The 13,561-nt window shown below is 47.6% G+C and carries 10 protein-coding genes; 2 read left to right on the top strand and 8 right to left on the bottom strand.

Going from position 1 to position 13,561, the window contains the following annotated elements:
* The first annotated feature begins 1 nt into the window (after nt 1).
* Both DN730_RS07220 and DN730_RS07215 read left to right on the top strand, forming a co-directional pair.
* On the top strand, nt 2-781 hold the full coding sequence (locus DN730_RS07220; protein WP_115467425.1) for an SHOCT domain-containing protein: 780 nt from the start codon (nt 2-4) through the stop codon (nt 779-781).
* A gap of 86 nt (nt 782-867) precedes the next feature.
* Nucleotides 868-1,044: a DUF6435 family protein gene (locus DN730_RS07215; RefSeq protein ID WP_115467424.1), complete on the top strand. Its 177-nt coding sequence runs from the start codon at nt 868-870 to the stop codon at nt 1,042-1,044.
* Between the two features lie 85 nt (nt 1,045-1,129).
* Here DN730_RS07215 and DN730_RS07210 read toward each other — a convergent pair whose 3' ends face one another.
* From DN730_RS07210 to DN730_RS07175, 8 genes are all read right to left on the bottom strand, one after another.
* The gene (locus DN730_RS07210; protein WP_115467423.1) at nt 1,130-2,551 is read right to left on the bottom strand and encodes an FAD-dependent oxidoreductase; all 1,422 of its coding nucleotides are present in this window, start codon (nt 2,549-2,551) and stop codon (nt 1,130-1,132) included.
* A gap of 84 nt (nt 2,552-2,635) precedes the next feature.
* The gene (gltB, locus tag DN730_RS07205) at nt 2,636-7,087 is read right to left on the bottom strand and encodes a glutamate synthase large subunit (RefSeq protein ID WP_115467422.1); all 4,452 of its coding nucleotides are present in this window, start codon (nt 7,085-7,087) and stop codon (nt 2,636-2,638) included.
* Nucleotides 7,088-7,498: 411 nt separating this feature from the next.
* Nucleotides 7,499-9,058, bottom strand: a complete 1,560-nt coding sequence (locus DN730_RS07200; RefSeq protein ID WP_115467421.1) for an AAA family ATPase — start codon at nt 9,056-9,058, stop codon at nt 7,499-7,501.
* Nucleotides 9,059-9,083: 25 nt separating this feature from the next.
* Nucleotides 9,084-10,187 carry a 3-dehydroquinate synthase gene (gene aroB, locus DN730_RS07195; protein ID WP_115467420.1) on the bottom strand — a complete coding sequence of 368 codons (1,104 nt, stop codon included), beginning with the start codon at nt 10,185-10,187 and terminating at the stop codon, nt 9,084-9,086.
* Between the two features lie 4 nt (nt 10,188-10,191).
* A complete protein-coding gene (locus DN730_RS07190) occupies nt 10,192-10,731 on the bottom strand; it encodes a shikimate kinase (RefSeq protein WP_115467419.1) in 540 nt (179 codons plus the stop codon).
* A 41-nt stretch (nt 10,732-10,772) separates the two neighbouring features.
* The gene (locus DN730_RS07185) at nt 10,773-11,942 is read right to left on the bottom strand and encodes a type IV pilus secretin PilQ (protein ID WP_115467418.1); all 1,170 of its coding nucleotides are present in this window, start codon (nt 11,940-11,942) and stop codon (nt 10,773-10,775) included.
* A 2-nt stretch (nt 11,943-11,944) separates the two neighbouring features.
* Entirely contained in the window at nt 11,945-12,649 is a 705-nt protein-coding gene (locus tag DN730_RS07180) for a hypothetical protein (protein ID WP_115467417.1), read from the bottom strand.
* Nucleotides 12,646-13,500 carry a hypothetical protein gene (locus tag DN730_RS07175; protein ID WP_115467416.1) on the bottom strand — a complete coding sequence of 285 codons (855 nt, stop codon included), beginning with the start codon at nt 13,498-13,500 and terminating at the stop codon, nt 12,646-12,648. The genes DN730_RS07180 and DN730_RS07175 overlap by 4 nt, the downstream gene beginning before the upstream one ends.
* Nucleotides 13,501-13,561 lie beyond the last annotated feature (61 nt).

Raw genomic sequence — 13,561 nt, 5'->3', positions numbered from 1 at the left:
CATGCAACAACTCACCGACACAGGCCGCAACTTTGTAAACGACGTATCCAATCGATACGGTCTTAGCCAAGACGCCGTCATCCATATGCTTATCGCCGTTAACAATGGCGGTGGTGGTATGGCACAATTTAACTGCCCAGAACTGGGCGGATCAGGCCAATGGATGCGAGGCGGTATGACCATGGTTGGCGACATGTTTAACAATGGTTTAAAAAACACCGTCGACAACCTTTGTAATGAATTGGCGAACGGCCTCGCAAATATGACCATTTTCCCTGTTATTCCTGCTGGCACACCTGGCAGTAACCAGTGGTGGCCAGCCAACCTAGGTCAGCCCTTTAGCAGTGGTGCGCAAAACAATTTGCGTTACGCGGTGTTCCCGAATCGTCTAGCAGTAGAAATGAACGGTGCAGTGACCGTATACGACACACTTAATCACAGTATTGGTAGTGTCAGCCAACAGCAAGGCGGGAATCAATCACTCACATTCAGCAGCCAATTCGGCTCCGTATCGGTTGATAGCTTACCCGTGGTGTCTGGCAATGGCTCACAACCTGCCACGCCAGCGCCACAAACCAACTTTGCGCAACCGAGCCAATCGGCAACCTATGGCTCACAATCCAACACTAATACCTCGCAGAGTACGCCTAATCATCAATCATCAATAAACAGCGACGAAGTCTTTGCGTTACTGGAAAAGCTGGGCGGGTTACTCGACGCAGGCATACTGACTCAAGACGAGTTCAATGCGAAGAAAGCCGAGCTTCTCAACCGCATCTAATATTTGCTCATGTGTAAAAATACAGTCATCGGTTTAACCAACCGATGCGTATACATCCGTACATTCTCTACACAACGAGTTGAATTATGTTTGGTCTATTCAAATCTGATCCATTGAAAGCACTGAAGAAGCAATATTCCCAAAAGCTGGAAGAAGCTATGCATGCTCAGCGTAATGGTGATATACGAGGTTATGCCAAATTAACAGAAGAGTCAGAAACGCTCTATAAAGAAATCCAGAAACTTGAAGCTGAAACTAAATAGTTTTTTCTAAAACAAAAAAAAGCCCCTACCCGTGAGGGTAGAGGCCTAGATGAGACGCTAGTGACTAGCATCACATGACGAACTGTTAAACGTCTAAGAAATCCATGATGCCTTCTGCTGCTTTACGACCTTCATCGATCGCTGTGACAACAAGGTCGGAACCGCGCACCATGTCGCCGCCGGCAAAGATTTTCTCGTTCGTTGTTTGATACATGAACTTGTTTGATTTAGGCGCTTTAACACGACCACGATCATCTGTTTCAATGCCGAATTTTTCAAACCAAGGCGCTGGGCTTGGTTGGAAACCAAATGCGACGATGACTGCATCCGCAGGAATAATCTGTTCGCTGCCTTCAATGATTTCAGCGCGACGACGACCATTTTCATCAGGCTCACCCATCTGGGTTTCAACCACTTTCAGGCCTTCAACCTTGCCATCTCCGATAATCTCTACGGGCTGACGATTAAATAAGAACTGGACGCCTTCTTCACGCGCGTTTTTCACTTCTTTGCGTGATCCAGGCATGTTCTCTTCGTCGCGACGGTAAGCACAGGTAACAGTCTTAGCGCCTTGGCGAATCGACGTACGGTTACAGTCCATTGCTGTATCACCACCACCCAGTACAACTACTTGCTTACCTTTCATGGTGACAAAGTCGTCTTCATCTTCTTCGAAACCAAGACAATGGTTTACGTTTGAAACAAGGAAGTCTAATGCATCGTGCACTCCTGGAAGATCTTCGCCAGGGAAGCCACCTTTCATGTATTTGTAAGTACCCATCCCCAAAAATACTGCATCGTACTCCTCAAGAATGTGCTCAAACGGTACGTCATCGCCGACGCTTGTTCCTAAGACAAACTCTACGCCCATCTCTTCAAAGATTTCACGGCGACGCGTCATCACGGATTTTTCAAGCTTAAATTCTGGAATACCAAACGTGAGCAATCCGCCGATTTCTGGGTTCTTATCAAATACAACAGGTTTAACACCGTTACGAACCAAGATATCCGCACATGCAAGCCCAGCAGGACCTGCGCCAACGATGGCAACCGTTTTGTCCACAGGCACAACCTGAGACATATCAGGGCGCCAACCCAATGCGAAGGCAGTATCCGTAATGTATTTTTCAACAGAGCCGATGGTCACTGCACCGAAACCACCTTCTCCAAGGGTACATGCCCCTTCACAAAGACGATCTTGTGGACACACTCGGCCACATACTTCTGGCAGCGAGTTGGTCTGATGGCTCAGCTCCGCGGCTTCCAGAATGTTTCCTTCACTGACCAATTTCAGCCAATTAGGGATGTAGTTATGAACGGGACATTTCCATTCACAGTATGGATTACCACACTCAAGACAACGGTGCGCCTGATTCTGAGCACCCGTTTCTTCGTATGGACGATATATCTCCACAAACTGAGATTTACGCGTCAGTAAGGGTTTTTTCTTTGGATCTTTACGATCTACTTCAACAAATTGAAATACGTTGTTCAAGCGCTCTGACATAAGCTGCTATCTCCTGTGGCCGCCTTCTCGGCGGCACTCTTTCAAATGGGTCAAACACTGGGTTAGGAACGTTTCTATTACACCTTACTCTGGGCGCTGACGAGTATTCGCCAATAGTTGCCCTAAGCTTGCTGCTTTTGGTTTCACTAACCAGAACTTACCGATGTAGTCGTAGAAGTTTTCTAAGATCTCTCGGCCCCACTCGCTATCAGTTTCGCGAACATATTCTTCGATCACGCTGCGTAGGTGCGAACGGTATTCTTCAGTAATCTCTGTACCCACGCGCTGGATTTCGACCAACTCGTGGTTATATTTATCAACAAATGTACGATCTAGATCGAGAACATAAGCAAAGCCGCCGGTCATACCTGCACCGAAGTTGTAGCCTGTGCTACCCAGTACAGTCACCAAACCGCCTGTCATGTATTCACAACAGTGATCGCCAGCGCCCTCTATCACCGCATGACAACCGGAGTTACGTACACCAAAGCGCTCTCCAGCGGTGCCGGCTGCAAACAATTTGCCGCCCGTTGCGCCATACAAACAGGTATTACCGATGATGGCAGAATTTTGCGATTCAAACGCCGAGCCTTTCGGTGGACGTACGACCAGCTTACCGCCCGTCATACCTTTACCTACGTAGTCGTTGGCATCGCCTTCTAAGTACATATGCAAACCGCCAGCATTCCAAACACCGAATGACTGACCAGCAGTACCTGTCAGTTTCAGTGTTAACGGCGCGTCTACCATTCCTTGGTTGCCATAACGCTTAGCAATCTCACCCGATAGACGAGCACCAATAGAACGATCACAGTTGGTCACAGCGAAAGCGTACTCGCCGCCTTCTTTCTCTTCTACTGTTGCGCGCACTTCTTGCCACATTGCCTCAGCCAAAAGACCCTTATCATGCGGAGGGTTTTGCTTCACTTGACAGTATTGGGGCTTATCCGCCGAAATCGCATCGTTATTCAGAATTGGCGACAGATCTAAGTTCACTTGTTTCGACGTTTCACCTGGCAACAACGTGAGTAAATCGGTACGACCAATCAGTTCAGCTAGCGTGGAAACCCCCAGTTTAGCCATCCATTGACGCGTATCTTCAGCCATAAAGCGGAAGAAGTTTTTGATCATCTCAACTGTTCCGATAAAGTGATCGGCACGCAATCCTTCATCTTGTGTCGCAACACCTGTCGCACAGTTGTTCAAGTGACAAATACGTAAGAACTTACAGCCCATCGCCACCATTGGTGTGGTACCGAAGCCAAAGCTTTCCGCACCCAAAATAGCCGCTTTAACAACGTCTAAGCCGGTTTTAAGGCCGCCGTCTGTTTGCAAGCGAATGTTGCCACGCAAGTCGTTAGCACGCAGCGCTTGTTGCGCTTCGGCCAAGCCTAACTCCCAAGGCGAGCCAGCATGACGAATCGATGTAAGCGGAGACGCTGCTGTACCACCGTCATAGCCCGAAATCGTAATGAGGTCTGCGTAGGCTTTCGCTACACCCGCAGCAATCGTGCCAACACCTGGCTCAGACACTAGTTTCACCGATACCAATGCATCAGGGTTAACTTGCTTCAAGTCGAAAATAAGCTGCGCTAAATCCTCGATTGAGTAGATGTCATGGTGCGGTGGTGGCGAAATCAAGGTAACGCCCGGCACTGCGTAACGCAAACGCGCAATCAAGCCATTTACCTTACCGCCTGGGAGCTGACCACCTTCACCTGGTTTCGCGCCTTGTGCGACTTTAATCTGCAGCACTTCAGCGTTCACTAGGTACTCCGGCGTGACACCAAAACGACCCGATGCAATCTGCTTAATCTTAGAGCGGCGTTCTGTACCGTGGCGAGCAGGGTCTTCACCGCCCTCACCAGAGTTAGAACGACAACCCAATTCGTTCATCGCTTGTGCTAACGCTTCGTGAGCTTCAGGAGACAATGCCCCTAACGACATGCCTGCTGAGTCAAAGCGCGGTAGTATATTTTCGATTGGCTCGACTTTGTCCAGAGCGATTGCTTTGGCAGTTTCACTAATACCAAATAAGTCACGCAGCATAGACGCAGGACGAGTATCGACAAGCTCGGTGTATTTTTTGAAATCTTCAAACTTGCCACTGCTCACAGACGTTTGTAGGTTGCGCACCACATCAGGGTTGAAGGCATGATACTCAGAATCGTGCACATACTTCAGGTAACCACCTTGCATGATCGGCTTGCGTGCTTTCCATGCGTTAACCGCGATACTCGCTTGTTCGCGCTGGAAGTCTTCAAACGTAGCACCCTGAATTCGGCTTGGAACCCCTTTGAAACACAAGCTAACTACTTTGCTGTCTAGACCAACCGCTTCAAATAGCTGGGCTCCACGGTAAGAAGCCATCGTTGAGATACCCATCTTAGACATGATTTTCATCAAGCCTTTATTGATACCTTTACGATATTTCTGGTGGCACATAATCGGGTCGCCCAACACTTCATTGCGATCGATCATATCGTTAATCAGGCGGTACGATAGGTACGGGTAAACCGCTGTTGCACCAAATCCGAGTAATACAGCAAATTGATGCGGATCACGCGCAAAACCAGTATCTGCTATGATGTTTGAATCACAACGTAAACCTGTTGCGGTAAGATGATGATGTACTGCACCCACCGCCATTGCAGCTGGAATAGGTAAGCAGCCTTTTTCAATATCTCGGTCGGTCAGAACAACAATTACGGCGCCATTGCGAACAACTTCTTCAGCACTAATTTGTAAGTTACGAACCGCTTGCTCTAGGGATACTTCGTCTGGATTGTAGTTTGTGTTCAAACGCACCAAACGGAAACGGTGATCTTCCATTGCCAACAGTCGGCTGTACTTACGCGCAGACAATACTGGCGAAGACAGAATAATACGGTTGGCGTGTTTCGGCGTTTCTTCGAACAAGTTACGCTCAACCCCGATAAGCGTCTCCAGCGACATGACAACAGATTCACGTAGCGGATCAATCGGTGGGTTGGTTACTTGTGCAAATTTTTGACGGAAGTAATCTGATACAGGACGCGTCTGGCTAGACATAACCGCCATTGGCGTATCGTCACCCATCGAACCGACTGCTTCGTGACCGCTTTCAGCAAGTGGACGGAAGATTTGATCCCGCTCTTCAAATGAGACTTGGAACATCTTCTGATACGTCGACATCTGCTCAGGCGTGAAGGGAACAAATTCCATAGAGTGCTCTTGCAAGAGAGCTTCAATACGTAACGCTTCTTGCTTCAGCCATTTTTTGTATGGGTGCGCTGACTTGAGCTTATTATCAATGTCATTGGTGTGCAGAACTTTGCCGTTTTGAGTATCGACAACCAGCATCTGACCTGGGCCAACGCGCCCTTTCGACACAACATCTTCGGCTTTGTAGTTATAAGTACCAATTTCGGACGCCAAAGTGATGTAACCATTCTTAGTCACAACCCAACGAGCAGGACGCAGTCCGTTACGATCCAGCATACAGATCGCATGACGGCCATCGGTCATAACCAGACCTGCTGGGCCATCCCAAGGTTCCATATGCATAGAATTGAATTCGTAGAAAGCACGCAAATCAGCGTCCATGTTCTCTACGTTTTGCCATGCAGGTGGAATAATCATACGTGTCGCGCGGAAGATATCCATGCCGCCCGTCACTAACAATTCCAGCATGTTATCCATAGAAGACGAATCAGACCCTGTCAGGTTAACAATAGGCTGAAGATCTGCTAGTTCTGGAATTAGAGGCGAGCGAAGCTTGCTACCACGAGCGATGGCCCAGTTACGGTTACCATCAATTGTATTGATCTCACCATTATGCGCGACCATACGGAATGGTTGTGCAAGGGGCCATTTAGGCTCGGTGTTAGTCGAGAAGCGTTGGTGGAATACACAAATCGCTGTTTTCAGCTTCTCGTTGCCTAGATCTTTGTAGAAGGTAGGCAAATCAACAGGCATCATCAAACCTTTGTATGCCAATACCTTGTCTGATAGTGAACAGATGTAGAAGTTTTCAAACTGCTCAAGCTCAATCTCAGTACGACGACGAGCAACAAACAAACGCGTCGCAAAAGTGCGCGCATCTAAACGGTTACTGTCAACGAATACCTGCTCAATACGAGGCAAACAGTCCAAAGCAATGGTACCCAAGCAAGAAGCGTCAGTTGGCACTTCGCGCCAACCTACGACATTAAGCCCTTCTGTTTCCAAGTGTTTGGTCAGTGCATCACGTTGTTCTGAAGCGAGAGCTTCATCCTGATCTAAAAAGACCATACCAACGCCATAAAGGTCAGAGAACACGTGATCGAACAGTGCTTTGGCTTCTTCGCGTAAGAAGGTGTCAGGCTTTTGAATTAAAAGACCACAGCCATCACCTGTTTTACCGTCGGCAGCAATACCGCCGCGGTGTGTCATAGATGTTAAAGATTCGATTGCGGTCTTAAGAAGGTCGTGACTAGTCGTACCTTCCATGTGAGCAATTAGGCCAAACCCACAGTTGTCTTTGAACTCGCCAGGACGATAAAGGCCTGCATTCATACACCAACTCCCACAGTTAAAACGTAGAAAACTCTACTCGATTTACTTCATATTCAGCTAGGTGGACAAGCATCTGAAGTGCTTGCGAAATGTTTGTTATAGACACACCTAACCATTCAAACGGTGAGTCATACTACTCTGGGAGACTTAAGCGCTCAAATTTGGTGAGGGGAAAATTGAGGAAAATCAGGCGTTTCAAACGCTAAACAAGAACAGTTCTCATAACATTTCAGTGTTTTCTATGGTTCGCTATTGTGCCAACAGAAAAATCCACTGACATGCATTGAAAATCAGGTGGTTATAGTTTTTTTTGCTTTTTTTTTAGTTTTTTTATCAAAATCCCCCGAATAAAATGCAGGAATTATGCAAACGAGCAAAAAATATACGCTTTCGACGAGACCAAGGCCCTGATTAATTAGCCTTCCTGATATCTTGCTGGATACCACGAACACTCCGTGCCCATGGGTTGAGTCCGCGTAGATCACTTGGCAAGCTTTCTACTGCGGCAATGGCTTCACTGCGGTTACGATATTCACCGTAGACAACCACATACCAATCGCGATCATTATGTATCGTCTGGAAATAACTAAACGCCTCTAAGCTGCCTTGGTCACGGATAAATTCCTGCACGGTACTTTTGTTGTATGTTCCCAACAGCTGCAATGTGTATCGATTAGGGTTTCGCTCCAGCCACTCATTGGTTTTATCGAAACGATCTTTGGTCGCCACTTCAATGATTGGTTCTGGCTCCGGCTCAACAGGCTCCGTCTGCAGCCTAGGTGATTCGGCTTGAGGAACAGTATTATTTTGCGGAGAACTTAACTCTGGTGTGGTTGTTCGTATCGGTGCCGACTCCACAATGGGAGCAGAAGCAGAGGATTGTTCTGTTGTATTGTTCTCTGGCAGTGCGCCGGTTGGAATCGGCGGAAGAGACACCGGAGATTCTTGCCCTATTTGACGTTGCATCGCTTCGATACGGGCAATCGTTTCAGAACTGGCCTGTCTTGGCGCTTTGCTAATCGGCGCAATGGCAGCGTTACTTGGTCGATTCGGCACTTCATCCTCTGGGCCACTAAACAGTACGGCGATTAATATCCCCAGCATAATAATGGACATTAGCGCCATATGAACAACTGGGAACCCAAATGATAGACCACCTTTAAAGAAGCCTGATTTTTGTCCCGCCGCCCCACTATCAGGTTGACCTGTCATCATACTCATCGCAACGCTATTGATACGCCCCGGCATACCTTGCGACTGTTGGTAAATTTTCTTAACTTGGCGATCTGTAAAGGGCAAATTAATCCCCCCCCCAATCGCTCGCACTCGGTGCAGTAAATACGCTTGTGTTTGTTCTAACGTGAATGGAGCTAACCGTAACTCATGGCTAAGCTGGTCGTAGCGAGTACGCTGATAAGTATCTAAATTACGTGCTGGAGAGGTTTCGGTAAACAAAGCAACATGAGGCACCTCCTGCGACTCCGTCGCTAAGGACATCATATCCATCAACATAGTTACCGCATCAGTATTCAGTTCATGGGCATTGTCCACCAGAACAATCGCTTTCTGACCTTTGGCTTCCGTTTCATGCGCAAACTTTAATAGCGGGCCAAATGATGAATCGCCGCCCGTACTATCTAATACGTCTGCGTAAGCCTTATAAATAGCCTGAAGTAATTGGCCTGCTGTCATTAGCATCGTCGCGTTAACGTGTGCGATGACAGCGCTATCAGATTGAAGGCGTATGAATTCTTGCAGAAAACGCGTTTTACCACTGCCGCTATCGCCCAATATCACAGAAATTAAATTGGAGTAGCGGCTGAGGTGCTCTAACATACCGAGCTGTTGGTTGCGTTCTTCACTCGCAAAAAACACTTGAGTATCGTTCGAGCCAAATGGATTCCTCAGCATCACTTTTGGTTGCTGATCTAAGGCTTCCTCCAGATCGAACTGAAAGTTTGGCTCCGCCATGCTTATCCTCAAGTATTCCGTTTAATTAGGGAGCACTCGCACTGGCTGCTTCAATGGCATCATCCAGACAAGCGTTGAAATCATCAATCGAAAAGTCAGACGTCACATAGGCATCTCCAAGTGCTTTTAGCAAAACTAAGCGCAAGCTTCCGTCTAGTACTTTTTTGTCGAGTAACATCCGTTCGATAAATGCCTCACGCGACATGCCTTGTGGTGGCAAGATCGGTAAATTCGCTTTTTGAAGCAGAGTAACACTGCGCGCTACATCTTGCTCACTGACATTACCTAAGCGCCAAGACAAGTCTACGGCTAGAACGGTTCCGGCTGCAACCGCCTCACCGTGCAACCACTGACCATATCCCATTTCAGTCTCGATCGCATGACCAAAGGTATGCCCAAGATTTAAAATAGCGCGAATGCCACCCTCTTTCTCATCTTGCGCAACGACTTTCGCCTTGGCCAAACAAGACTCATAAATAGCGTGCGTTATCGCCTCTTCTTCAAGGGACATGAGAGGGCCAATGTTATCCTCTAACCACGCAAAAAACGAAGCATCACATATCAAACCATATTTGATCACTTCAGCCATGCCAGCAGAGAGCTCGCGAGCGGGTAGTGTTTTTAGCGAGTCGGTATCAATCACAACCGCTTGCGGTTGATAAAAAGCACCCACCATATTTTTACCCAATGGATGATTGACCCCGGTCTTACCACCTACCGATGAATCAACTTGAGATAGAAGTGTCGTCGGAACTTGGATAAATGGCACACCACGCTGGTACGTAGCCGCTGCAAACCCCGCCATATCACCAACCACACCGCCACCCAACGCGATCACGGTCGTTGTACGATTATGCTTCGCTTCTAGTAATGCGGATAAAATCGTTTCATACGTTGCCAACGTTTTATACTGTTCACCATCCGGTAAAATGCAAGTATCCACTTGATATTCGTCCCCTAACACAGAGACTAGATCATCTAAATAAAGTGGCGCGATCGTGCTATTGGTCACAATCATTACTTGCTTGCCGCGAATAGCATCACTAAACAATGCTTTGTTTTGACGAATTCCCGAACCAATGTAAATAGGGTAACTACGATCTCCAAGATCTACCGTAAGCGTACGCATTCGGCTAGGCCTCCGTTTTTAAATACTTTTTGATGGCATCCAAGACTTTATTAGCAACCGCTTTAGGGTGTCGAGCATCTGTTTCCACAACCACACTGGCCACTTCACGATACAAAGGATCTCGAATCGCGAACAAACGTTTTAAGGTGTCTTTCGGGTTGCCTTGCTTCAATAAAGGTCGATTATTGCTTTTGGATGTGCGTTGTAATTGCTGATTGACCGATGCAGAAAGATAAACCACGAGTGCTTGGTGTTTTAGTAACTCACGGTTTTCTTCTTTCATGACAATACCGCCTCCCGTCGCTAACACAACGGGCGGCAAGTCTTGCTCAAGCATACTTTGCAACGCATGAGTCTCACGGCGTCGAAACCCTTCCTCACCCTCTTTTTCAAAGATCCAAGGAATGTCCGCTCCCGCATTGTCTTCAATTACTCTATCTGAGTCGAAGAATTCTCTGCCCAAATGTTGGGACAGTAGGCGTCCGATGGTCGTTTTTCCTGCGCCCATCGGGCCCACCAGTATAATAGTGGGGGCATTAATCATTGTTATATGTACTTCGAAGTTAAACTGTATTTGGCTGTTGCCTAGTTTACCGACATTTTTAGCAGTTTTGGCGTAATAAATACAAGTAATTCCACCTTTTCTTGCTTTTGCGTCTCACGACGAAACAACTGGCCTAATATTGGAACATTTCCCAATACCGGAACCTTACTCACGCTCACCAGCGTTTCTTCTCGGAAAATGCCGCCTAACACCAACGTGTCACTGTCTTTTACCTCGACCTGCGTCTGCACTCGATTGGTTTCTAAACTGGGAACGCCATTGACCATATCACCCACTGCATCTTGGTGTATTTTTAAATTGAGCAACAGTGTTTGCTCGTCTTTAACCTCAGGGGTCACCTCCAGCACCAACCCTGCTTGGCGAAACTCGACGCTTAAAGTATCGTCGTTCATGACTTGATAGGGAATTTCCGTACCCGACTCTATACGAGCTGGCTGACCTTCTGAGGTAACAATCTTAGGCCGAGCAATGACGGTTGCTGAGCCTTCTCGTTCCAGCCAATCCAGAGTAGCAGAAAGCGATAGGTCTCCGCTGCTACCTGTCACACCGAGTGATACCGGCGCACTGGCGATCCCCAGTTCAACACTTCCTAATACGCCATTAGCAGCATTATCCAATAACGCACCTTGCCAATTCACGCCGAGTTGTTGCTGGACGCTGTCCCTTACTTGTGCGATTTCAGCCGCAATTTCGATCTGCCTCATTGGACTGTCTAACCACACTATCGCACGCTCTAACACACTTGCATCACCACAATAATGTGTCATCAATGCATTGGTGCGGCCATCCACAATGACTTTTATCTCAGGAAAATACTGTTTAATGTGCTCTCCTACTTTGCTGGCTTTGGCATGCTTTAACGGCCAGATATCATCCTTGCAGTGCGATAACTTTGCTGTTCGTATTGAGGGGTCAACCTTAGGCGATGGCGTTAAAATCGCAATCCCATCTTGCCAACTTAACTCTAGGTTCATTTGCTTTGCTATAGCACTCAACACATGCTCCCAGCTTGCGTCTTGTATCGACAGTGTCAGATTTGCTTCGATGGCATCATCCAATGACACGCTTTTACCCAATTCCGCGGCGAGCTGCGGCAGTACTTGCCGAATAGGTTGGTCTCGAACAAAGACATCCAGCGCCCAAGTCGCTTGACAGATGACTAAGCTGAGTAACATTAATATTTTTCTCATACTTAATCTTCCTCACCGAGCGTAAATACCACTTGCTCATCATTCGCGAGTTTTAAGGTCGCCTCTTGACCCGACTGGTAACGTAACGTCAGACCTTTATTGCTAATATGCTCTACGGTCGCAGCCAAGCTTGGCAGCCAGCCCCCTTCATGCACCCACTGTTGAACCTGTCCGACTTGCACCAAGGCAGCAGGGCGAATACCACCTAAAACAGTCAACAAGCTCCCTCCTCTCTGTTCATCACTGAACACATTAATCGGGAGCCAATTTTGCTCAGGTTTCAACGTCGCGGGGCGTCTCAGTTGCCATACAATATCCGCTTGCCAATGACCCGAATGCTCCATGTCCCGACGCCACTGCATCGATTCGACTTCCAACCATAAACTCTGTTGTAAGCGAGTAAACAGAGACTGCCAGTTTGATAAAGACATCGAGTCAACGATTTGAAGTCCCGCCACTAACACGGGATCGTCTTCCGAAAACTGGAGGGTGCCGTCCAGTTCTTGCGCTAACTGCGTCAGTAACTGTGTCTGCTGATCAAACATTGCCGCTTTATGAGCATATTGTCTGAGTGTCGCCTGCGCTGTTTGATAGGCTTGCCATTCGCGATGAACAATCATTACGCAGATCAATGCTAGAAACACCAACAATAAATTGGCATAAGCCAGTGTCAGGCGTTTCACTAGCTGAGCAAGTTTTAATGTCATCGTTCCCCCTCCTTGTCTTTGACGGGAACATGGGTAAGGTTTAGAGGAGGAAGCTGTTCTGGCCAGTGCTGATGCCAGGCATCTAGATCAGAGTCTATGCCTGTAACGACAACCTTGACTTGTTTTGCCGTGATCAGAGCTGAGTCGAGTCGAATGCGTGCTGGTAGCACGCGCAAGTAACGCAGGGCGGCATTCACATACTGATGTTGATAGTTCATTTTTGACCACGGCCACTGAAATACTTGGTGATCAGCGGCTGGCTGCCACTTCACCCACTGTAGCGCCGCGACTGTCAAAAGAATCATAGCCAGCGAACCGAAACATAAACGACGAACTGCCTGACGACACTCAGCACGCTCCAGATCATCAGCTTGGAAGAGTGCGAAAGGCGCAACATGACGCAAAGAACGGACTTCGCTTCGCGCAAGTACCACCCCTTCGCTAAATATAGGGAGTGCACTTTGCTGTTTTAAGGATCTAAATAGATCAATTGGAAGCACCGAGTAATGTAATAGAGGTGGCTCAAGTAGGCTGGCGGCATAACTCAATGCACGCTCATCTGCTCTCAGATCGATGCTCTGTTCGGCGTAGGTATGCACAGCGAGCGAGTACAATTGAGCGGGCATTTTGGGGTCTAGTTGATGACTTAAAACGGGAGCAACGGAATCAGGCAATATCAATCCGTGGCAGCGCCTAACGATCCGTTTTGATAGGTTTTCTAATGCACCAACCAATGTCGCAACATCATTCTTAGCATCCGTATCGCTCGGAGACAGGTCCTGTAAATGAATAAGTTGCCACGCATCAGATCGCCACACCAGCACCTTTGGGCGTGTGAGAATATCGAACATACTTCCTCCATGAAGTCGCTTATCACTATCCTTGTGATAAAAATTTTGTGGCATTTAGGAA

It is taken from the genome of Marinomonas piezotolerans (assembly GCF_003362755.1).
GTDB lineage: Bacteria > Pseudomonadota > Gammaproteobacteria > Pseudomonadales > Marinomonadaceae > Marinomonas > Marinomonas piezotolerans.
The sequence above is the reverse complement of the archived record's forward strand: the minus strand, read 5'-3'. Positions and strand labels throughout refer to the sequence as shown.